The 22,094-nt window shown below is 60.3% G+C and carries 20 protein-coding genes and 1 riboswitch; of the genes, 15 read left to right on the top strand and 5 right to left on the bottom strand.

Features of this window, described 5'->3' with window-relative positions:
- Positions 1–42: 42 nt before the first annotated feature.
- The 4 genes from AC6JBC_RS14980 (at position 43) to AC6JBC_RS14965 (ending at position 7,481) form a co-directional block, all read left to right on the top strand.
- Positions 43–2,586 carry a TonB-dependent receptor gene (locus tag AC6JBC_RS14980; RefSeq protein WP_498026276.1) on the top strand — a complete coding sequence of 848 codons (2,544 nt, stop codon included), beginning with the start codon at positions 43–45 and terminating at the stop codon, positions 2,584–2,586.
- Positions 2,587–2,749: 163 nt separating this feature from the next.
- Positions 2,750–4,273, top strand: a complete 1,524-nt coding sequence (locus AC6JBC_RS14975; RefSeq protein ID WP_498026275.1) for a right-handed parallel beta-helix repeat-containing protein — start codon at positions 2,750–2,752, stop codon at positions 4,271–4,273.
- 63 nt (positions 4,274–4,336) lie between these two features.
- Positions 4,337–5,827, top strand: a complete 1,491-nt coding sequence (gene glpD / locus AC6JBC_RS14970; protein ID WP_498026512.1) for a glycerol-3-phosphate dehydrogenase — start codon at positions 4,337–4,339, stop codon at positions 5,825–5,827.
- Positions 5,828–6,101: 274 nt separating this feature from the next.
- Positions 6,102–6,179, bottom strand: a riboswitch (cyclic di-GMP riboswitch).
- Between the two features lie 219 nt (positions 6,180–6,398).
- Positions 6,399–7,481, top strand: a complete 1,083-nt coding sequence (locus tag AC6JBC_RS14965) for an enoyl-CoA hydratase/isomerase family protein (protein WP_498026274.1) — start codon at positions 6,399–6,401, stop codon at positions 7,479–7,481.
- A gap of 42 nt (positions 7,482–7,523) precedes the next feature.
- On the opposite strand, the gene AC6JBC_RS14960 is transcribed toward AC6JBC_RS14965, so the two are convergent.
- Positions 7,524–8,360: an NmrA family NAD(P)-binding protein gene (locus AC6JBC_RS14960; protein ID WP_498026273.1), complete on the bottom strand. Its 837-nt coding sequence runs from the start codon at positions 8,358–8,360 to the stop codon at positions 7,524–7,526.
- A 118-nt stretch (positions 8,361–8,478) separates the two neighbouring features.
- On the opposite strand from AC6JBC_RS14960, the gene AC6JBC_RS14955 reads away from it, so the two are divergent.
- Both AC6JBC_RS14955 and AC6JBC_RS14950 read left to right on the top strand, forming a co-directional pair.
- Positions 8,479–8,682, top strand: a complete 204-nt coding sequence (locus tag AC6JBC_RS14955; protein ID WP_449469001.1) for a hypothetical protein — start codon at positions 8,479–8,481, stop codon at positions 8,680–8,682.
- On the top strand, positions 8,672–8,899 hold the full coding sequence (locus AC6JBC_RS14950; RefSeq protein WP_498026272.1) for a hypothetical protein: 228 nt from the start codon (positions 8,672–8,674) through the stop codon (positions 8,897–8,899). Before AC6JBC_RS14955 ends, AC6JBC_RS14950 begins: the two co-directional genes overlap by 11 nt.
- A gap of 30 nt (positions 8,900–8,929) precedes the next feature.
- On the opposite strand, the gene AC6JBC_RS14945 is transcribed toward AC6JBC_RS14950, so the two are convergent.
- Entirely contained in the window at positions 8,930–9,127 is a 198-nt protein-coding gene (locus AC6JBC_RS14945) for a hypothetical protein (protein WP_498026271.1), read from the bottom strand.
- Between the two features lie 130 nt (positions 9,128–9,257).
- Here AC6JBC_RS14945 and AC6JBC_RS14940 point away from each other — a divergent pair, with 130 nt between their 5' ends.
- The 6 genes from AC6JBC_RS14940 to AC6JBC_RS14915 all read left to right on the top strand — a co-directional run bounded on the left by AC6JBC_RS14940 (position 9,258) and on the right by AC6JBC_RS14915 (position 13,129).
- Complete coding sequence (locus AC6JBC_RS14940) at positions 9,258–9,809, top strand: hypothetical protein (RefSeq protein ID WP_498026270.1); 552 nt, start codon at positions 9,258–9,260, stop codon at positions 9,807–9,809.
- A 102-nt stretch (positions 9,810–9,911) separates the two neighbouring features.
- On the top strand, positions 9,912–10,085 hold the full coding sequence (locus AC6JBC_RS14935; RefSeq protein WP_498026269.1) for a hypothetical protein: 174 nt from the start codon (positions 9,912–9,914) through the stop codon (positions 10,083–10,085).
- 341 nt (positions 10,086–10,426) lie between these two features.
- Positions 10,427–10,969 carry a septal ring lytic transglycosylase RlpA family protein gene (locus tag AC6JBC_RS14930; protein WP_498026268.1) on the top strand — a complete coding sequence of 181 codons (543 nt, stop codon included), beginning with the start codon at positions 10,427–10,429 and terminating at the stop codon, positions 10,967–10,969.
- A gap of 66 nt (positions 10,970–11,035) precedes the next feature.
- Positions 11,036–11,800: a molybdate ABC transporter substrate-binding protein gene (gene modA / locus AC6JBC_RS14925; protein ID WP_498026267.1), complete on the top strand. Its 765-nt coding sequence runs from the start codon at positions 11,036–11,038 to the stop codon at positions 11,798–11,800.
- Between the two features lie 2 nt (positions 11,801–11,802).
- On the top strand, positions 11,803–12,504 hold the full coding sequence (modB, locus tag AC6JBC_RS14920; protein ID WP_498026266.1) for a molybdate ABC transporter permease subunit: 702 nt from the start codon (positions 11,803–11,805) through the stop codon (positions 12,502–12,504).
- Positions 12,494–13,129, top strand: a complete 636-nt coding sequence (locus AC6JBC_RS14915; RefSeq protein WP_498026265.1) for an ATP-binding cassette domain-containing protein — start codon at positions 12,494–12,496, stop codon at positions 13,127–13,129. Before modB ends, AC6JBC_RS14915 begins: the two co-directional genes overlap by 11 nt.
- Here AC6JBC_RS14915 and AC6JBC_RS14910 read toward each other — a convergent pair.
- Together AC6JBC_RS14910 and AC6JBC_RS14905 are read right to left on the bottom strand one after the other, a co-directional pair.
- Positions 13,110–14,480: an ATP-binding protein gene (locus tag AC6JBC_RS14910; RefSeq protein ID WP_498026264.1), complete on the bottom strand. Its 1,371-nt coding sequence runs from the start codon at positions 14,478–14,480 to the stop codon at positions 13,110–13,112. The two genes, AC6JBC_RS14915 and AC6JBC_RS14910, sit on opposite strands and share 20 nt — an antisense overlap.
- Positions 14,477–15,199 carry a response regulator gene (locus tag AC6JBC_RS14905; protein WP_464789861.1) on the bottom strand — a complete coding sequence of 241 codons (723 nt, stop codon included), beginning with the start codon at positions 15,197–15,199 and terminating at the stop codon, positions 14,477–14,479. Before AC6JBC_RS14905 ends, AC6JBC_RS14910 begins: the two co-directional genes overlap by 4 nt.
- Before the next feature lie 262 nt (positions 15,200–15,461).
- On the opposite strand from AC6JBC_RS14905, the gene AC6JBC_RS14900 reads away from it, so the two are divergent.
- The 3 genes from AC6JBC_RS14900 to AC6JBC_RS14890 are packed head-to-tail and all read left to right on the top strand — an operon-like array spanning position 15,462 to position 21,108.
- Positions 15,462–16,601: an efflux RND transporter periplasmic adaptor subunit gene (locus AC6JBC_RS14900; RefSeq protein ID WP_498026263.1), complete on the top strand. Its 1,140-nt coding sequence runs from the start codon at positions 15,462–15,464 to the stop codon at positions 16,599–16,601.
- An 8-nt stretch (positions 16,602–16,609) separates the two neighbouring features.
- Positions 16,610–19,747 carry an efflux RND transporter permease subunit gene (locus AC6JBC_RS14895; protein ID WP_498026262.1) on the top strand — a complete coding sequence of 1,046 codons (3,138 nt, stop codon included), beginning with the start codon at positions 16,610–16,612 and terminating at the stop codon, positions 19,745–19,747.
- Positions 19,744–21,108 (top strand): efflux transporter outer membrane subunit, encoded by a 1,365-nt coding sequence (locus AC6JBC_RS14890; RefSeq protein ID WP_498026261.1) that lies wholly within the window; start codon positions 19,744–19,746, stop codon positions 21,106–21,108. The genes AC6JBC_RS14895 and AC6JBC_RS14890 overlap by 4 nt, the downstream gene beginning before the upstream one ends.
- Before the next feature lie 218 nt (positions 21,109–21,326).
- On the opposite strand, the gene AC6JBC_RS14885 is transcribed toward AC6JBC_RS14890, so the two are convergent.
- The gene (locus tag AC6JBC_RS14885) at positions 21,327–22,088 is read right to left on the bottom strand and encodes a 3'(2'),5'-bisphosphate nucleotidase CysQ (RefSeq protein WP_498026260.1); all 762 of its coding nucleotides are present in this window, start codon (positions 22,086–22,088) and stop codon (positions 21,327–21,329) included.
- Positions 22,089–22,094: the final 6 nt, after the last annotated feature.

Raw genomic sequence — 22,094 nt, 5'->3', positions numbered from 1 at the left:
GTCACAACTACAAACCTTATGATATCTATGGGAGAGATATTGATGGCCAAGACATATACATGTGCAGCGCTACAACTGATCATCGGGGTCAGCGGCCTGGCTCTTGCCAGCCAATCAATGGCGCAGACCACCGCGACACCTTCGGAACCGGGCCTCGACGAAATCGTCGTCACCGCTCAGAAGCGCGCCCAGAATCTTCAGGATGTTCCCATCGCCATCAGCGCGATCAGCTCCGAAAAGGTGGAACAGCTCGGCATTCGCGACAGCCGCGATCTCAGCGGCCTTGCTCCAAACGTCGTCGTGACGCAGGGCACCACAAGCAACAGCGCGGCCGTCTTTTCCATGCGCGGCATCTCAAACGGCGGTAGCGAAAGCTTCGGCATCGATGCAGCCAACGGCCTTTACGTGGATGGCGTGTATATCGCGCGCGGCGGTGCCATGGGCCTCAGCGTCATGGACATTGAGCGGGTGGAGGTTCTGCGCGGGCCGCAGGGCACCCTGTTCGGCCGCAACACGACGGGCGGCGCGATTCATTTCATTTCCCGCGCGCCCTCACCCACCTTCCGGCTGAAGGCGGAGGCTGGCTATGGCAATTTCAACGCGTGGAACGGCAAGATTTCCCTCGACCCAGGTGAGATCGCTGGCATCTCGACCACCTTCTCCTACAGCCACAGCGAACGTGACGGGGTCATCGACAACATCCTGCAACCCCGCGACTCCCGCGATCCGGGTGCGCGAAAGTCCGACGCTTTTCGCGCTGGCGCCAAAATCGACCTGGGCGGGACTGGCAGCGTCCAATATGTTTTCGACTGGAACCGTATCAAGGGCACCCCGCTCCCCTTCATCCTGACCCATGTCGCAGATGGCACGCCCAATGCCCCCATCACTGTCGATGGTCGGCAGGCGCTGGTCACGCAGCAGGCGCCGGTCGCCCAATATCTGGCGGGCGCGACCTTCGCGGACCCGGAATGCGCGGCACTGGCCGTGCCCTCACGCACCTATCGGCATAAGGTCTGCAACAACATCCTCAGCAGCGCTACCGACAAGACCTGGGGTCATAATCTGCAAGTTCAGAATGACTTTGGCGGCTTCAAGGTCAAGACGACAACGGGCTATCGCTTCTGGAACAGCGACGGCGTCACCGATCTGGACGGGATCGGCGCGTTCAGCGGCCCGGCCTTCTCCAACGCAACACTGTTCAATGGCATGCCTGCATTCCTGCTTCAGCAAATTCCCACCATACCGGCTGCCGCCATTCCGTTCATTTCCGCAGCGCCGGTGCCGACAGTCAGCCAGGATCTGTTCTTCGTAGACAATAAGCGGCGCCACAAGCAGTTCAGCCAGGAAGTCGAAATTTCCGGCGACAGCAGCTCGCTGGATTGGGTCGTCGGCGGCTTCTACTTCTGGGAAAAGGGTTCGGAGAACGGCCGTCAAAATAGCGGCTTCATCCTGGACACTAACTCGGTCTTCCTCGCCAATTTCGGTCCCCTTGGACCGGACTTCGCCGCCAACAATCCGGCCCGTTACCGGCTCGTCCAGACGCTTGCCCGGCTTAACTACACGACATCGAGCGAGAGTACCGCGGTCTATGGCCAGTTCACCTTCTATCCGGGTGGCCGTGACAGTGGCATCCGCCTCACCGCTGGTGGCCGCTACACCTGGGACGAGAAAAAGATGATCCGTCTCCAGAACGGCGCAGCCCCGCCTCCCGTCCCTGAATATGGCGCTGCCAAGTTCAGCAAGTTCACCTGGAACCTGATGGCGGGTTATGATGTCGCCGATGGCATCAACCTCTATGCGCGCGCCGCCACCGGCTATCGTTCGGGTGGCTTCAATTCTCAGGACCCCGCACTCTTCGGCACCAACCAGCTGGGCAGCTTCGAACCGGAGAAGGTGACCTCCTACGAAATCGGCGCAAAGACGGAATTGTTCAACCGCCGTCTGCGCCTGAACGTCGCGGCCTATCACAACATCTACGACAATCTGGCCGTCATCGGCCCCGTCACCGACGCTCCAGCGGGCACGTTCGCCACCCGCATCATCAACGCGGGCAAGGTCGTCTATAATGGCGTGGAAGCCGAAGCGCAGGCAGTCCTTTCCGACAACTTCTCGATCGACGGCAGCATCGGCTATATCGACATAAAATATAAGGAGTTTCTCGCCGGACAGTCGCCTGTGACCGGGGAGCCTCCGGTCAATATCGCGTCGATCGCAACGCCCGGCTATACGTCCCCGCTGACCGCCAATGTGGCACTGAATGCGCAATTCCCGTTGAACTGGGGCAATGCCACGCTGCGCGGCCGGATCGGCTATACGCATGAAGACGGCAAATATAATTTCAGCAGCAGCCTCGGTTCGCCGTTCAACGAACAGATCAAGGGCGATAATATCGACTTGATCGACGCACAGATCGGTGTCGACGGCATTCCTCTGGGGACGGGCGAAGGCGAAGTCCGCCTGTGGGTGAAGAACCTCACCAACGCGAAGGATTTCGCTCGCGGGATCGACTTCGGCCAGCTTGGCTTTGCGGGCGGATATTATGCCGAGCCGCGGACCTACGGCATCACCGTCGGCGCCAAATTCTAACCCTTTTCGGGGCCATTCCCGCCCTCCCATGCCCCGTCTCCTCCCGGAGGCGGGGCCTTTTTCTGCCTGACCTCGGCGATCATTTCACTTCGCATTCAGCCTCATTGCGCTAAAACAAGGATCCGACCTATCGCGAAGGGATACGCCGAACTTGCTGAAATCATTGGCCGCCGCATCCCTTCTTGCCCTATCCTCAGGCTTCGTTGCGACGGCCAATGCCGAAACCTATTATGTCAGCTCGGCGCAGGGCGACGACAGCTTCAACGGCACCTCACCAACGCAGCCGTGGCGCTCTCTCTCCCGCCTATCGACTTTCCCACTGCAACCAGGCGATCAGGTTAAGCTGATGGCGGGATCGGTATGGCGAGAGCCTCTCACCCTCACCCGGTCGGGCAGTGAAAAGGCGCCCATCACCGTCACCTCTGACGGGACAGGGTCCCGCGCGCGCATTGATGCAGGCGGCGTTTCCCCCCATGCCGTGGGCATCATCAATGCGGATTATGTGACGGTCAGCGGCCTCGAAGTCACGAACGACAGCCCCCTTCCCGCCCACCGCACCGGCGTTCTCATATCGGCAGAGGATCGCGGCATCACGCGCGGTATCCGTATTCGCGACATGTACATTCACGATGTGCGCGGGACCAACGACCGAAAGGATAATGGGGGCATAGTCTTCCGCGCCACCGGGCAAAAGCTGCCGACCCGGTTTGACGACCTCATCATCGAACGCAACATAGTCTGGCGCGTCGATCGATCCGGCATAGCCGGGATCAGCGATCAGGTAACATCCTCCAACTGGTTTCCCAGCGAAAAAGTCGTCATCCGCGACAATTATGTGGAAGATGTGGGCGGCGACGGCATCGTCCCACGGGGCACCAATGGCGCACTCATCGAACATAATATCGTGCGCTATGCGGGCAGCCGCGCGCCCGGCTATAATGCAGGCATCTGGCAATGGAGCACGGACCATAGTCTGATACAGCTTAATGAGGCCGCTTATACCCGAACCCGCTACGATGGTCAGGGCTTCGATTCCGATTTCAACTCCCGCCGCACGACGTTCCTGTACAACTACAGCCACGACAATGCAGGCGGATTCCTCCTCATCTGTTCTCCCGGCCAGGACGACAGCGCCAATATCGGCAATCACAGGACAGTCGCCCGTTTCAACGTCAGCCGCAATGACGGAACCCGCATATTCCAGATTGCGGGCAATGTGTCTGACGCGCTGATCGAGAAAAATGTCGTCCATGTCGGAAAGGCGATGGACGTCCAGATGGTCGTCGCGACGCAATGGGACGGATGGGCGCGCGGTGTCCGCTTCCGCAGCAATGTGTTCAAGGTTGCGGGGACCGCCCGCTACGGCAGCGAGATTGGACGCAACGGCCCTGACTATCTGATCAAGGCGGGCTTTGACCCAGCGGAATCTGTCCGATTTAAGGGCAACAGCTATTTGGGCAGTCACGTCGATGCCCCCGATGACGGCGCCGCCCAGATCGAAACCATCTATGAAGAACAGCCTGCCGACTGGCAGGTCCCCGTTTTCGACCCCGCCAAACCGGACGGCTTTCCCGAATATATCGCAAGCCATCGGCTCTGGATGCTAGGAATGCTGCGCCGCGAACTCGGCACTTTCGTGAAACTGAAGCAGCCCCGCCGTCTTCATGTTTCAGAAGTGCGGAGGTAGAGCATCTTGGCCGACCGCTCGACCACGCAATCCGTTCGGGCTGATACGCCACCTCTCTATGACATGCTGATCGTCGGCGGAGGGATAAATGGTGTCGGCATCGCCCGCGATGCGGCCGGGCGCGGCTACAGGCTCCTTCTGGTGGAGCAGGACGATCTTGCCAGCCAAACCTCCTCCGCCTCGACCAAGTTGATCCACGGCGGCCTGCGTTACCTCGAATATGGTGAGTTTCGGCTGGTCCGTGAATCCCTGATCGAACGGGAACGGCTTTGGCGCATGGCGCCTCACATCATCTGGCCGCTTGCCTTCCTGATGCCGCAGAACCTCTCGACGCGCCCGGCATGGTTGGTGCGCCTCGGCCTCTTTATCTATGATCATCTCGGCGGACGGAAAAAGCTGCCCTGCACGCGCACGATCGCGCTTGATCGATCGCCTTTGGGTAGCGGCCTTGCAAACCGCAAGGGGCGCGGCTTCCTCTATTCGGACTGCTGGGTCGAAGATAGCCGTCTGGTAGTGCTGAACGCAATGGACGCGGCCAAGCGCGGCGCCCATATCGAAACCCGCACCCACCTGCTCGACGCCCGCCGGGACGGCGAAATCTGGTCGGCCACCATCGAAGATGCGCGTGGGGTGAAAGAAGTGCGCGCACACATATTGGTCAATGCCGCAGGCCCATGGGTCGCCGACATCATCACCCGCTCCGGCCTGGAGAGTCAGCGGAAAATCCGCCTCGTAAAAGGCAGTCATATCGTCGTCCCGCGCCTCCACGAAGGGGACCATGCCCTCACGCTCCAGCATATTGACGGGCGCATCATCTTCGCCATTCCCTATGAGCATCACTTCACGCTGATCGGCACCACCGAACAAGAGTGGCACGATCCACCGGGCAAGCCACACATCAGCGAGACCGAGATCGACTATCTGCTAGGCGTGGCAAACAGCTATTTCGCCCGGAAAATTGCGCGCGAAGACATAATCTGGTCCTATTCAGGCATCCGCCCGCTCTATGACGATCAGGCAGGCAATGCCTCCGCCGTCACCCGCGACTATGTCCTCGACCTCGACAGTGAAGGCGCTCTCCTTCTCAGCATCTTCGGGGGCAAGATCACCACCTACCGGAAACTGGCCGAGCAGGCGCTCGACCTCCTCACGTCCCAGGGAATCGAGACGCGGGGCGCTTGGACCGCGAACGCACCGCTTCCGGGCGGGGACATGCCTGAGGGGAACTTCGACACCTTCCTGCACGAATTGGAAAGCCAATATCCCGCCCTACCCCATAGGCTACTCCACCGCCTGGCCCGCGCTTACGGCACATGCGCCCTGAAACTGCTGGGCGCGGCCGAAACGCTGGACGATCTGGGGGAGATATTCGGCGGCGATCTCAGCCGTGCGGAAGTCGACTATCTTGTCAGGGAAGAATGGGCACAGACCGCCGAGGACATTCTCTACCGCCGCAGCAAGCTCGGCCTTCATCTGACTCAGGAAGCAAGCGCGGCGCTTGCCCGCTATCTCGACCATCCTGTTTCATGTCGATCCGATGTCCGGAATGAATGAAGCACAGCGCCCCAGGTGGGGAGATGGGTCTTTGGGACGCTGTGCTTCTCTCCCACAGTGCGACCCGAGGGAGTTGAGGCAGCGCGACATGGCGGGGCTATCCCGCACATGATCGCGATATGTCTGTAACCGGGACCGGGCAGGCTCGATCGACATCCTGCGCCAGCCCGAATGGGTGGCTAATTTAGTCCCGACGGCAAATCGCGGCGCCAGGCGGCCCAAATTTCAGGAATGGAGAAAAAGGGATAAGCGGTTTCATCGCATCATGTCCTGTTTCGGCAACCCCGCTGTCTCAATCAAGAGATCGGAAGCTTTGCGTCCTGCCGTCACCAGCAGTTTGCCTTTTCGTCAGATCACTCGCCGTAGCGCGCTTCTCTGCCTTGGGGATTATTTAACCGAATTATCGCGTCAGGTCAAACATTTGTGGTCAAAAAAAGATGTAGCCTGACAACTTCGCCGACGATCCATCTGTAGTTGTTCATCTCTTCCACCACCCCCCGAGGCCCTTCCCCCGAACGATCCGAACCGATAACAGCATCATGCGGCGCCAACGAAACAGGTGGGACAAGGAATGACCGATCAGTTGATCATCTTCGTGCAAAATGGCGTCGGCCGCATCCGCCTGAACCGGCCAAGGGCGATCCATGCGCTGACGACTGAAATGTGCGCCGCCATGATCGACGCCCTGCTCGCCTGGCGTTACGATGATGCCGTTTCCTCCGTCATCCTCGACCATGCCGTTGCCCCCGATGGCGACCCCAAATTGTCGCGCGGCTTCTGCGCAGGCGGCGACATCGCCATGGTCGCTAACAGCGCCAAGGGCGACTGTTCGGAGGCGGAGCGCTTCTTCCACACCGAATATCGGCTGAACCATCTGCTGTTCATATATGAAAAACCCGTGATCGCCTTCATCGATGGCATAGTCATGGGCGGAGGCGTCGGCATTTCCGATCCGGCGCGCTTCCGCATCGCGACCGAGCGAACGGTCTACGCCATGCCTGAAACGGGCATCGGCCTTTTCCCCGATGTCGGCGGTGGCTGGTTCCTGCCGCGCATGCCGGGGCGCACCGGCACATGGCTCGCCACCACCGGAGCCCGCATCAATGGAGCGGACTGCGCCGCGATCGGCATCGCCACCCACTATATGACCTCGGAAAAGCTGGACGCGGTCAAGGCCCGGATCATCGCCGACCCCGACGGCATCGGCGAAATCCTGGACGAGATGAGCGACCCACCGCCCCCATCCCCCTGGGAAGCACAGCGGGCCAACATTGACCGGCTGTTCGCCTCCAACCACTACGAAGACATCCTCGCCGCCCTGCGCGCCGACGGATCGGAATGGGCCATCGCACAACTAGCGGTTCTCGCGACCAAATCACCCCAGACGATCAAGGTCGCCCTGCGGCAAATGGCAGAGGGTGCGGCCTTTACGGACTTCGCGGCGAACATGCGCAATGAATATCGCATCGCCTGCCACGTCATCCGCCGCCCCGACTTCATCGAAGGCGTGCGCGCCGTCATCTTCGACAAGGACAATGCGCCAAGATGGAACCCGGCCACCCCCGAAGAAGTGACGAATGCGCTTATCGACAGCATCTTCGCACCACTCTCACCGGACAGGGAATGGACGCCGCTTCCCGAACTCAACGAATAAGCGGCCCTTGATCCGGGTCCCGCTCTAAGCCCCGCCAATCAATCACACATTCCAAACGCCTCTAGCCGCCGCATCCTGCGCATATTCGGAAAAGCGTCTCGGCTTCCGGCCCAATACCCGCTCAACATCATACGTGACATAGGCCAGCTTGCCGTCGGCGATACCCGAATAGGTATAGGCATATTCCTCCGGCAAACCGTTCGACAGGATCGACTCCCGAAATGTGTCGAAAGTGATGGGGGTGAAACTGATCTTCCGTCCCGTCGCCTTCGTCAACGCATCGGCGGCTGCTTCAAAGCCTATCGATTCCGGCCCGGTCAGCTCATAAACCTGTCCTCTATGCCGACCGTCCAATAGCGCCTCCGCCGCGACAGCAGCGACATCTTCAATATCGATAAACGGTTCGGTAGCGTCACCAACCGGCAGCACGATCTCCCCCGCCAGCACCGCGTCCAGGAAGAACATTTCCGAGAAATTCTGCATGAACCATGCCGGGCGAAGCACTGTCCAGTCCGCCGCACTCGCCCTGAATCCGCCTTCAACCGCATCCAGAAAGCCCTTATCGGCTCGCCCGGAAAGCAGCACCTGCCGCTTTACCCCGCAATCCAGCGCAAGCTGTGCAAGCCGCCCAACCTGCGCGCCAGCATCGGGATGCGTATTGTCATGGTGCGCGATATAAAGGCCGTCCGCGCCCTCCAACAGGGGTTTCCAGCTGGCCTCATCTTCCCACAGAAACGGCTGCTCCGCGCTACGCGAACCAATGCGGACAGTGTGACCAAGAGCCGTCAGACGATCGGCCAGCCGACGACCCGTCTTGCCGGTGCCGCCGACGATGAGAATGGTCGATTTCTGGCTCATTGCTATCACCTCGGCTGCCATCAGCATATCAATTACAACGATGAATGTAACCTGGCGCCCGCTTTGTCCACGAAGAGTTCTATACTGACCGCTTTCCCGGCCACTGGCGCGTTAGCCAAGGACAGGCTATCAGCCCGTCATGAGCGAGGATATCCGCCACATTCTCGATCGCCTGCGCACGCCGCCCGACAATGTCGTGGCACGCGCCCGTCGCATGGTCGAAGCTTATGTGCCGGAGGATCGCCGTGGCCCCGGTTGGGACCGCCACTGGCGCGAACTGGAAGCCTATATAGAATTGCCCGGCCGCTGGATCGGCGGAGAGAAAGCCGAAGATGACGTCTGACAAAATCACGGACCTTCTCGTCGCCTGCCTTGTTCGCGACCACGGTCGCAGCAAGCATCACTGGCGCAAGGTACTCGGCGCCGTCCGCCTCTACAGCCGCGCCACCCATCCGCATTGCAACTGGACGATCACGCCAACGGGCACTTTCCATGAGGTTTCGGTGATCGAAGGACTGATGGATGACCTTAGAATGCGTTATCCGGTGATCAGCGGCTGAAGCGACGGCCTGCCATTCAGGCCGATCTGATCAACTGCCTGCTTGCGTATTAACTGGTGGTGCCAGTGGGTTGGGATCCTTCACATCGCCTTTTTCGATCCTTTTCTCCGCCTCGCCGCTTTCCTGATCGCCACCGGCCAGCGGGGATCCCCGTTCCGGCGGCGGGGTGTCGTCACGGCCCTCTGCCGGTTTGTCAGATGATTGGCCGCTTTTCCTGTCCTGCTGCATCGACTCTTCCTTTTGCTGCTATCCTTGATCAACGCCGCGACGGCAGCAGATATCCATGAGCGAATCTGGCGCTAACATTGGCATGTCGGTTAGCCCGGCATCCCAAAGCCATCAAAGGCGTTCAGCCACCATGGCACGCGCGTTCAAGGTCTATCGCACCCCTATCGGCTTTCACGACGCCTATGTCGCCGCACCCAGTCAAAAGGCGGCGCTGGAAGCCTGGGGCGCCGACGCCAATCTTTTCGCGCGTGGTTCTGCCGAGCAGGTCACCGAAGCAGAATTGATGCGAGAGCCCCTCGCCAATCCCGGCAAGGTCATCAAACGGCCGCGCGGCAGTGAGGCGGAACATCTGGCATCCCTTGCCAAATCCCCTCAGCAATCCGGCAGGGCGAAATCCCGCCCGGAAAAAGCGACTCTTCCCAACTCGCCGCCAAAGCGCGCCTCCCCTCCAGCACCACGACCCAGTCGTGAACCACTCGACAAGGCGGAAGAAGCCCTCGCCCAGCAGGAGGAAGAAGGCAGGGCGGCGCTGAGAATATTCGAAGAGAAACAGGCACAGCTTCGCACCCAGATTGAGCAACTGCGCAAGCAGCAGCAGGCCGCCTATAGTCAGTTGACCAGCCGCGTGGAAAAGGAACGCCGCAAATATGACACCGCGCTTGAACGTTGGCGCGCGTCATGATCGATCAACCCGCCAAAAAGATAAGGATTTTTGCCGCTTTCCGTCAACAGCTTGGCACCAGATCGACTTTGCATCGTTATCGTCATTCAGGAGGGGTCTTGAATGGACACCCGTGAAGACATTGTTGCGATAGGGCTGCTGACGCAGAACGATATTCAGCGGCTTGGCGAAAGTTTTTCCCGGCTGTTCCCTCTCCCGCGCGACGGCGCCTTCGACGACCTGATAAAGGCAATCGATGAAGCGGATCGCGAAAAGGACCATCGTCCCAAACCCTGATCCTCTGCCCACTGGCCTGGCTAAAGTGCTAAAGGAAAGTCGGGTCCGGCTGTAAAGCTTCGACCTTATCATGGTCGGGGCAACCGGACCCGGTTCCGCGAGATCGGGGGAACCTCGCGGAAGCCGCAGGCTCCCCGAGCACCGGCGACTGGGCAGCATTCTACAATGACGCGCTTCCGCGAACACTGACGCTTAATGCTGCAAGTCCGGCGATTTGGGACAAAGCCAAATCTCCTTTAGGAGAGTTGACGGAAAGCCACGCTATCCCCATGGAATCGCAATTGGCTATCCCGATAACAGCAGGCTTGAGCAGGCCGCTGCCGTGCCGTTATGACGCAACCATGCGATCCTCCCTTTTGCCGCTCCTGCTTGCCCTGTTCATCGCTGGGTGCGCGTCGTACCAGCCCGTATCGGACACCCCGGTTCGCGTCGGGCCGCCCTATACGGTGCGGGGCGTCACCTATGTCCCCGCGCAACAACCGGGCTATGATGAGGTAGGCTATGCCAGTTGGTATGGAAATGAATCAGGGAACCGTACAGCGCGCGGAGAGAAATTCCGGCCGGGCGGGATCAGCGCGGCTCATCCCACCTTGCCGCTGCCTTCCTATGTAGAGGTGACGGATCTTGGCAGCGGCCAAACCGTGCTGGTTCGCGTCAACGATCGCGGCCCCTTCACGCGCGGGCGGATCATCGACCTTTCCCGAGGAGCGGCGGAAGCACTCGGGATACACAACCGGGGGCAAAGCGCCGTGCGCGTCAGGCTTGCCGAACCCCGCGAGAAGGATCGCCAGCGCCTGCGCAAAGGCAAGGAAGCGAGCGAACGGCCGCCGCTGACCGGCGAGGCACTTGCCGCGCAACGCCGCCGACTTCTTTTACCGCGCTGAATTTAACCTCGCCTTGACGGCCAACCGCTGTATAGCGGCATATATACCTTAAGCGTCAGGCGTCGCATGCATCGGTTCCTTGTTCTGCTCCTTCTGCTCATTACCGGCTTTGCGGTTGACCCCGCTGAAGCGCGCGAACGCGGGCCTTTGATATTGGCCGCCGCCAGTCTTCAGGAATCGCTGACCGCCGCTGCGGATGCCTGGACGGCGCAGGGGCATGACCGGCCGATCCTCTCCTTCGCCGCCTCTTCCGCTCTCGCCCGGCAAATAGAGGCCGGGGCGCCTGCCGACCTGTTTTTATCGGCGGATGAGCCGTGGATGGATGCCATCGCCGCGAAAGGGCTCGTCCGTCGCGGCACCCGTGTTCCCCTGCTTACCAACCGCCTCGTCCTGATCGCACCGGCGGGCAACGTCACGAAAATGGCGATCCGCCGTGGATTCCCCCTCGCCGGTGCGATCGGCAATGGCCGTCTAGCAATGGCTGACCCGGACAGCGTTCCGGCCGGAAAATATGGCAAGGCGGCGCTTGTGGCACTCGGCGTCTGGCCAGCGCTATCCGGTAAAGTGGCGGCGGCGGAAAACGTCCGGGCGGCTCTTGCGATGGTAGAGCGGCGGCAGGCGCCCTTTGGCATCGTCTATGAAACCGATGCACGGGCCACGACCGCCGTCCGTATCGTGGGCGTCTTTCCTGCGGCCAGCCACCCGAAAATCACCTATCCACTGGCGCTGTTAAGCCGCTCCACCCATCCGGAAGCGGCAGGATTCCACCGCTTTCTCCTGTCCCCACGCGGCAAGGCGATCTTCCGCCGCTACGGTTTTGGAACGCGTTGACGGTGACCGTCTTCAGCCCGGAGGAATGGGAGATCGTCCAGCTGTCCCTGAAGGTCAGCTTTGCCGCCATGCTCTTCACTCTGCCCTTGGCCTTCGCCCTCGCCTGGGTCCTCGCGCGCTGGCGCTTTCCCGGCAAGCTGCTGCTCGATGCGGCGGTTCACCTCCCGCTTGTCCTGCCGCCGGTAGTGATCGGGTGGCTATTGCTCCTGACCCTCGGACCTGCCGGACCTGTAGGAAGCATAATGGAACGCTGGTTCGGTGTGACCGTCATGTTCCGCTGGACCGGCGCCGCCATCGCCGCGGGCATCATGGCCCTCCCCCTGATGGTGCGCGCCATCCGCCTGTCGATCGAAGCTGTAGATCACCGCCTGGAAGAAGCCGCCCAAACCCTCGGCGCCAGCCCCACCTGGTGCTTCCTCACGATCCTCCTCCCACTATCTCTACCCGGATTAGCTGCGGCATTCATTCTTGGTTTTGCCCGCTCGCTCGGCGAATTCGGCGCGACCATCAGCTTTGTCTCAAACATCCCGGGAGAAACGCGCACGCTGTCACTCGCCATCTACAGCGCCCTCCAGATTCCCGGCGCCGATGCCGTCGTATGGCGGCTCGCCGTGATTTCGATCTGCCTGTCGCTAGGCGCACTGCTACTTTCAGAAGCGCTCAGCCGCGGTGTATCGGCGGATAGGTCCAGCCATGTCCTTTGACATCGACGTCCGCAAGGTTCTCGGCCCCGCCCTCATTACGGCGCGCTTTGCAGCATCAGATGGCATCACTCTGCTCTGGGGGCCTTCCGGCGTAGGGAAGACCTCGATTCTCAACATGATCGCTGGTTTGTTGCGCCCGGATCAGGGCCATATCAGCGTCGATGGAGAAATATTGTTCGATGCCGATGCCGCCATCGATTTGCCCTCCTATTGTCGTCGCATCGGATATGTTTTCCAGGATGGCCGCCTTTTCCCGCATCTTCGGGTGCGAGCGAACCTGCTCTATGGCTATCGGCTTGCGACGCCGCAGGACAGATGGATGTCTCTACAAGCAGTCGTCGATTTTCTCGGGATTGAACATCTGCTCAGCCGCTGGCCACGCACGCTGTCGGGCGGCGAAGCACAACGCGTTGCCATTGGCCGCGCTCTGCTGTCTGGCGCCCGAGCCTTGCTCATGGACGAGCCTCTCGCCTCCATTGACCCTGCCCGCCGGGAAGACATCATGGATGTTGTCCTGCGCATACGGGACGAGCTTCGGCTCCCGATAATCTACGTCACCCATAATCCAGAGGAAGCCGACCGCCTGGCAACGCGAAAGATCGAACTTACGCCTTCATTTCGATAAGGGCGACCAGCCCGCCACCTTCCGCATTCATAAGCCGGACCGACGCATCAAAGGTGAGTGCCAGTGACCTCGCTATAGTCAGACCGATGCCCGTGCCGGGCCGCCCACCCGGCTGCCCTGAAGCCCCGCGCGTAAAGGGCTCAAACATCTGATCTAGTTGTTCCGGCGGTATGCCCGCCCCCTTGTCCCGGATGTGGATGACAAGTCTGCATCCCTGGCGGGAACATCCGATTTCGGCCTCGCCACCATATTTGAGGGCGTTGCTGACCAGATTACTGATGCATCGGCTCAGTGCATTGGGCTTGGCCCGGATCGTCCCACCGCACCCTCCCGCGAACCGCAATGGAGCGCCCAGATCCTGCGCATCCTCGACCATGCTTTCCAGCATGGAATCGATGTCAATGACGGACCATTCTTCCTGCGTCTCAGTGCTGGCGGCGAGATCAAGTCCCTCCTTGACCAGGGTTTGCATCGCCTGATGGTCCTGCAACAACCGCGCACGCAACTCCTCATTTTCAACGAGTTCAAGTCGCAACCTTAGCCGGGTGAGCGGCGTCTGCAGATCATGGCTTATCGCCGCCAGCAATTGCGTACGCTCGGCAAAACCAGCACGCGCGCGCCGTTGCATGAGGTTGAAGGTCGATAGCGCCGCTCGCACTTCTTCCGGCCCATTTTCAGGGATTTCTTCCGGATCGAGCGACAGGGAGAAGGACTCCGCCGCATGCTCAAGGCGCCGCAGTGGTTGGGTTACGATCCGGGACACGATGATAGCAAGACCAGCAGATGCAACGATGATCAGGAGCATATAGAGCGGGTTGGCCATCATGCTGGGCGGACGCTCCATGCGCGGCAGGTTGAGCGCCATGGACCGCCGAGCACCAGTGCTATCGGTAAATCGCACGATCCAGCAGGACGGGCGCGGCGCGTTGACCACCCCAGCGGCGCCCGCCGATGGATCATAACGCAAGCGGGGAAAGCAAAATCCTGCAGGAACCTGGCTAGCCTCCGGGTTCGACCCGGGGCCGAACCGCGCCCTGAGCGCTTTTGCAAGCTCAGCATCCGGTTCAGCCACCGCGATGCCCTCCGGTGCTAACGCCGCGCCCATGATTTGCTGGGCCGCCAGCATCGCCTCCACCCGCTTGGGATCACGCTGAAGGCGATGGCCGATGTCCTCGGCGCTCGCTACCACCCGCTGCATGCGCCATTGCTGAAAATCATGACTCCTGCTCTGTTCAGCGATCAGCAAAGCCAGCATCGCGGCCAACGACATGCCAATCGTCAGCAGCAGGAATATCTGTCCTGTCAGCGAACGCAGAAAACCTCGAACACGGCTCCAAAGACGCTCAATCATTCGTAGGACACCGGACTGGCGAGTACATACCCTTCGCCCCGCACCGTCAAAATGAGTTCCTCGCCCCCCGGCATGGTCGCCAGTTTCTGCCTCAATCGGCTTACCTGTAGATCGGTCGAGCGGTCGAACGCAGCAGTCGCTCGACGTTCAGGCACAAGGTTTTCCCGTGAGAGGACCACATTGGGCTCATCGATAAACCGGGACAGCAAGCGAAACTCCGCAGACGAAAGCATCACCAACCGACCGTCTTCAGCGATCAGCCTGCGCTGGAAGAGATCAAGGCGCCAGGGACCGAGCCTGGCGAGGCGCACGCCTTTGTCGCGCTGCCGGTCGGGTTCGTCAGCATGGGACCGGCGTAACAGGTTGCGTATGCGAACGAGCAATTCGCGTGGTTCGAACGGCTTTGTGAGATAGTCATCCGCTCCCAGTTCCAACCCGAGCACCCGGTCGATCGCGCTGCCTCTGGCGGATACCATGATGATGGGGACATCATTTCCTTCGGCCCGCAACTCCCGGCACAGGCTCAGCCCGTCGCCGTCCGGGAGATTGAGGTCAAGGACGATGAGGTCGGCCGCATGCACCGAAAGGGCCTGATAAAGCTCTCCCAAGCTGCCTGCGGCTACCACCTCATAATGTTCCTGCCGCAACTGCTGAACAATCAAGTCCCGAATATCGGGGTCGTCATCGACTACGATCAGGCGTGCTTGGCGGTTGTTCATCTGGTCAGGCATCGCCGCCTTTTACGGTGTTCAGCATTAAAAGTCTGCCTTCCTCAGAGCCCCTGATACGCGCTGATACATTTCGACATATTGCGATGCACAATGGCACATGTTCGGCCTTTTCAAACACCTGCCAAGAAGCGAATAGGGAGCGTCGGAGCCTGTCAGACAGCTGGCCCGTCCTTCACCCGGCGCTCCCCCTCCCCCTGCGCCGGGTGAAGTTTCCGCACTGCTGAACCCCGCCATTGGATAACCTGCCGCCATGCCGCTGCGCTCTGCACTCTCTTCATCCCGCTACGCTCAATTTGGCGCGGCCTTTTGTTTGCTCGCGACCGCATGCAGCCAAAGCGAACCGCCTGAGAGAAAGCTGGTCGAAGTGGGCGTGGTCACGCTTCAGGCGCAGGACGTTACCGTATCGACAGAGCTACCAGGACGCACCGCTTCGACGCTGATGTCCGAAGTGCGGCCTCAAGTTGCTGGGGTCGTTCAGAAGCGTCTCTTTATCGAAGGCTCCTATGTGCATGCGGGCCAGCCTTTATATCAGATTGATCCATCCCTCTACCGCGCCTCTCGCGATGAGGCGCAGGCGGCCCTCGCCAATGCGCAGGCAACAGCGATTGCGGCGCAAGCCAAGGCGCGTCGCTATCAGGCGCTCGGGCAGACAGAGGCCGTAAGCGCGCAGGAGCGTGACGACGTGGTCGCGGCTTCGCGGCAAGCAAGCGCCGCCATTCAACAAGCGCGCGCGTCGCTTCAGACCGCCAGCATAAGTCTGCGCTTCACCGAAGTCCGGGCACCGATTAGCGGGCGCATTGGCCGTTCTTCGGTCACACCGGGCGCATTGGTCACAGCCAGTCAAGCTGCCCCGCTCGCGACGATCCAGCAGCTTGACCCCATCTTTGTCGATATTACCCAGTCCAGCGCGCAGATCCTGGCGCTGCGCCGCAATCTGGCCTCAGGTAAAGCACTACCCGCCAGTGCCACCATCCGGCTGAAGCTGGACGATGGCAGCGACTATCCTCTTGAAGGCCGCATAGAATTTGCCGAGCCCATCGTGGATCCCAATAGCGGCACCATCACCCTGCGCGCACGCTTCCCCAATCCTGACAGTCTCCTCCTTCCCGGCATGTTCGTACGCGTCGTGGCCCCGCAGGCCATCGTCCCCAATGGCATACTCGCGCCCCAGCAGGGGATCAGCCGTGACCCCAAGGGCAATGCCACGGCGCTTGTCGTCAATCGCGCAAACAAGGTGGAGCAACGCACCGTCACTACGGCACAGGCAATAGGCGACAAATGGCTCGTGACCGCAGGCCTCAAGTCCGGTGATCGGCTGATCGTCGAAGGAACGGACAAGGTGAAACCGGGCGATACCGTCCGCGCTGCAACCGTCGGCCAAGGGAGCTAGGTCCTCCGATGCTCAGCCGCTTTTTCATCGATCGGCCAATCTTCGCCTGGGTGATCGCGATCGGCATCATGCTGGCCGGACTTGGCGCCATGCTGTCGCTGCCCATAGCCCAGTATCCCGATATCGCGCCGCCTGCGGTCAATATCCAGGCAAATTATCCAGGCGCCTCGGCCGATACTGTAGAAACCAGCGTTACTCAGGTCATTGAGCAGCAACTGACTGGCATCGATGGCCTGATGTACTTCTCATCGACATCTACGGCCAATGGCCAGTCGCGTATCACTGTCACCTTTGATAAAGGCACCGACCCCGACACCGCGCAAGTACAGGTTCAAAACAAGGTGCAGCAGGCGTTAAGCCGGTTGCCTAATGCCGTTCAGCAGCAGGGCCTGACCGTCACCAAATCGCAGACCGATTTCCTGATGCTGGTCGCGCTGTACGATCGCACCGATCGAGCCACTCAGACTGATATTTCCGACTATCTGGTCAATAATTTTCAGGACCCCATCTCGCGTCTGGAAGGTATCGGCAACGTTCAGATTTTTGGATCGCAATATGCCATGCGCATATGGCTGGATCCTTATAAACTCGCGACGGTAAAGCTCATGCCGTCGGACGTTGAAAGCGCGATCCGCTCCCAGAATGTCGAAGTTTCCGCCGGTCAGATCGGCGCTGATCCGGCGCCCGCCGGACAGCAACTGAATGCCACCGTTCGCGCGCGTGCACGCCTCCAGACTCCCGAAGAGTTTCGCAACATCATAGTGAAGACTCAAAGCGATGGGTCCGTCGTTCACCTCTCCGATGTTGCTCGGGTCGAACTTGGGAATGAAAGTTACACCTTTTCAGCCGCGCTGAACGGACATCCTGGATCGGGCATCGCACTCCAACTCGCTCCGGGCGCCGACGCTCTGAAGACCGCCGAACTCGTCAAGGCAAAGGTCGCCGAGCTGTCCACGAACCTGCCTCATGGGTACAGCATTGCATTCCCGCGCGATACGACACCCTTCATCCGGCTTTCCGTGGATGAGGTCATCAAGACACTTATCGAAGCCGTCGGACTGGTCGTCGTGGTCATGTTCGTCTTTCTGCAAAGCTGGCGCGCGACGCTGATCCCGGCGGTGGCGGTTCCGGTCGTCCTGCTCGGGACCTTCGGCGTGCTCGCCCTTTTCGGCTATTCCATCAACACGCTCACCCTGTTCGGCATGGTGTTGTCCATCGGCCTTCTGGTCGATGACGCGATCGTAGTCGTCGAGAATGTCGAACGGCTGATGCACGATGAGGGGCTTGGCGCCCGCGCCGCCACGATCAAATCGATGGAAGAGATAGGCAGTGCGTTGGTTGGCATAGCCCTTGTCCTTTCGGCCGTTCTCCTGCCCATGGCCTTTTTCGGCGGTTCAACGGGCGTTATTTACCGGCAGTTCTCCATCACTATTGTGTCCTCCATGCTTCTGTCCGTGGTGGTTGCGCTCATCCTGTCGCCCGCTCTGTGCGCCACATTGTTGAAATCGGCCAGTGAGGAGCGCCGTCAGCAGGGATGGGCGGGCCGGTTCAACCGCTGGTTTGGGCGCGTGACCGGCGGTTATATGCGGCGGCTCGAAGCAATCATGCATCGGCGCGCCCTCTTCTGGACAATCTATCTGCTGATATTGGGCGTCCTTGCGCTAATCTTCGTTCGCTTGCCGACCAGCTTCCTCCCCGTAGAGGATCAGGGGCAGGTCATGGTGCAGATGACCCTTCCCGCTGGCGCCAAGTCCACGCGAACCGCGCAAGTGGTCGAGAGTGTTCGCAACTACTTCCAAAGCGAAGAAGGAAATAACGTCGGCAGCATATTCATCGCCCAAGGTTTCAGTTTTGCGGGACAGGGCGAAAATACCGCACAAGGCTTCATCAATCTCAACCCTTGGGAAGACCGGAACGGTAAGGCGAACAGCGCGACCGAGATCGCGAACCGAGCTACAAAGCAGCTCGCAGCCATACGTGATGCGAAAATTCTGGCCATGACGCCGCCCGCTATCCGTGGCCTGGGCCAGTCGAACGGCTTCACCTTCGAGCTGCTCAACACAGGCGGCCTCAGCCGGGACAAGTTCCTGGCCGTGCGCAACCAGCTGCTCGCTGCAGCTTCTCAAAGCCCTCTGCTTGGGGGTGTGCGTGCCGCTACGCTTGAGGACACGCCTCAGTTGAAGGTCGATATCGATAATGAAAAGCTGGCTGTGCTTGGACTTACACAAAATGATGTGGACGATGTGTTGAGTTCCGCCTGGGGAAGTAGCTATATCAATGACTTCATTGATCGGGGACGCGTGAAGCGCGTCTTTATGCAGGCAGACGCGCCTTATCGAGCTTTGCCGACCGACATTGAAAACTGGCAGGTGCGCTCTGCCGCCACGGGCGAAATGGTTCCACTCTCCGCTTTCGCCACCACCCATTGGGAAATGGGTCCGACAACAGTGTCGCGCTTTAACGGCCAATCCTCCTATGAAATACAGGGACAGGCGGCACCCGGTGCGAGTTCGGGAGAGGCCATGGATGAAATGGTGCGTTTGCAGCAGCAATTGCCGACCGGAACCAGCTATGCCTGGAGCGGCCTTTCCTACCAGGAACAATTGTCCGGCGGACAGGCCCCCTTGCTTTATTCCCTTTCCGTACTGGTCGTCTTTCTCTGCCTCGCTGCCCTTTATGAAAGCTGGTCGGTGCCGCTCGCAATATTGTTCGTAATCCCACTGGGCTTGATCGGAGCAGTCGTCGCCGTTTGGGCGCGCGGGCTGGAGAATAATGTATTCTTCCAGGTAGGACTCCTCACCACGATGGGGCTGGCGGCAAAGAACGCAATCCTCATCGTTGAATTCGCCGAGTTCGCCTATCGCGATGGCAAGGATGCAATGAGCGCAGCGATCGAGGCGGCCAAACTCCGGTTCCGACCGATCATAATGACCTCGCTCGCCTTCATCGCGGGCGTTATGCCGCTGGCGCTCGCTCATGGCGCTGGCGCACAAAGCCGCATCGCCATCGGCACGGCGGTTGCTGGCGGCATGCTGACCGGAACCCTGTTGGCGATATTTTATGTGCCGCTATTCTTCTTCACGATCATGCGGCTTTTCAGACGCAAGGGCCATTCACCTGTCACCGGATCGGAGGTGCCCGCATGAAGCGCTTGCTCCCCCTCAGCCTGTCCGTCACGCTGACCGCCTGCAATCTGGCGCCCGCATATGAACGGCCCGCCGCGCCCGTTCCGCCCGCCTGGCCAAATGGATCCGCATATTCAGCCGCCCTTCCTACAGAAAAGGCAGGCTTACCCTGGACGGCTTTAGTCGGCGACGAAAGGCTGCGGACCATCATTGATCGGGCACTGATCAACAATCGGGATCTTCGCGTAACTCTGGCCAACGTTCTCGCGGCGCGCGCCCGATATCGCATTCAGCGAGCCGCGCAGATGCCTACGGTTACGGCGGATGCCAACGCAACGCTCACGCGCCGGAATGACCAACGTCAGGACAGCTATAGCGCCGACATCGGTTTTAGTGCGTTCGAAATCGATCTGTTCGGCCGCCTGCGCAACTTGAGTGAAACCGCCCTTCAATCCTATCTCGCGAGCGAGGAGGGTGCGCGAGCCGCGCGCATCGCGCTCGTCGCGGAGACGGCCAGCGCCTATGCAACGCTTGCTGCGGATCAGCAATTGCTCGCCGTAGCTCGCGACACGCTCAGCAGCGCCGAAAGAACGCTCGCGCTTACACGATCGCTCAACGGCGTCGGTCTTTCCGGCAAGCTCGATGTCCATCAAGCGGAAACGATCGTAGAACAGGCGAGGTCCGATGTCGCGTCCGCAGTTACGCAGGTAGCGCAGGATCGCAACGCGCTGGACCTGCTCGCCGGGGCGCCGGTAGAAGAAGCTCTACTCCCGCTGTCACTCTCCACTCTGATCAGCACGACCGCGCAAGTTCCCGCCGGTATTTCATCAGATGTCCTGCTCCAGCGGCCCGATGTCCTGCAATCGGAACACCAGTTACAGGCTGCGAATGCAAATATCGGCGCCGCGCGGGCTGCGATGTTTCCAAAGATCAGCCTGACGTCGGCGATCGGTGTCGCCAGTTCAGCACTGTCGTCGCTTTTCACGGGCGGGGCATTCAGTTGGACAGCGGCTCCTTCGGCGAGCCTCCCCATCTTTGGCGGCGGAGTCAAAGGCAATGTTGAGTATAGCAAGGCGCAGCAAAAGGCTGCTCTAGCCAGCTATGAGAAGGCCATTCAGAGCGCTTTTCGTGAAGTCGCCGATGCCTTGGCACGCGGAGGCACAATAGGTGAACAGCAGCAGGCTCAGCGAGCTTTGGTCGTTTCGAATGAGAACGCTTATGCCTTGTCCGAACAGCGTTATCGCGCGGGAATCGATCCGTTCCTGACCACACTTGTGAACCAACGCTCGCTCTATTCCGCCCGGCGAAGCGCGATCGCGACGGACCTTGAGCTGTTGCTAAACCGCATATCCCTTTATCGCGCAATCGGTGCCGATTTTTAGGAGTTACTCGGTTCAGCCGCCAATGGTGACGGGCCGCATGGCTGGAGCGCCCACCACCTCCCTCTCCACCAAGTTCGGTCGAGCCAGGTGAACTGACTTTGGGTGCGACAGTTTCCGTGCAATTTTCTTTGACGAAATGAGCTTCGAGCCACGCCGCGTGCTGTGCGGCATGGCTCGATCCTCACTAAACAGGCGTCGGCAGTCCTCAGCTTTGATTATCAGGCGCTGACCTGCACTTCCCCGATAAGGGCCAGTAACTGCTGAGCATGTTCCTTTCTGCAAATGAGCAGGTCAGGCAGATACACATTTGCCTGATTGTAGATCAGCGGGCTGCCATCAATCCGCGAGCAGTGCAGGCCATGCGCCTTCGCCACCGCGACGGGTGCCATGCTGTCCCATTCATATTGGCCGCCGGAATGCAGGTAAATGTCTGCCTGCCCCAATATCACCGCCATCGCCTTGGCACCGGCCGAGCCCATCGGAACAAGTTCGGCACCCAGCTTTTCCGCGACCGCGACAGCTTCGGCGGCCGGGCGGGTACGGCTGACCACCATGCGCAGCTTTTCGGGTGCAGGCGGGATCGGCTGCGGCTGATCCGATCGAACTATTGTGCCCTTCCCTGTCCCGGTCAGGTCAAGGCCCGGCAGCGCTACAGCGCCGATCTCCGGCTGCCCATCGATCGCCAGACCGACATGGACTGCCCAATCGGATCGCTCCTCGCCATATTCGCGGGTGCCATCGACAGGATCCACGATCCACACGCGGCTCTGGCTCAGTCGCTCGGCATTGTCCTTCTCTTCCTCAGACAGCAACCCGTCCTCGCCCCGTTGTTCGCGCAGGGCGTGAACAAGGAACTGGTTGGCCGTTTGATCGCCCGCCTTGCCCAGCGCCTTGGCGCTGAACATGCCGCTGGCGCGCACCTCAAGCAGGATGCGCCCAGCGGTTTCGGCAAGATGCGCCGCCAGGTCGGCATCGCTCATGCCGCC

The sequence above is a fragment of the Sphingobium sp. RC1 genome, assembly GCF_059738765.1.
This window is presented reverse-complemented; position numbering and strand designations above follow the sequence as displayed.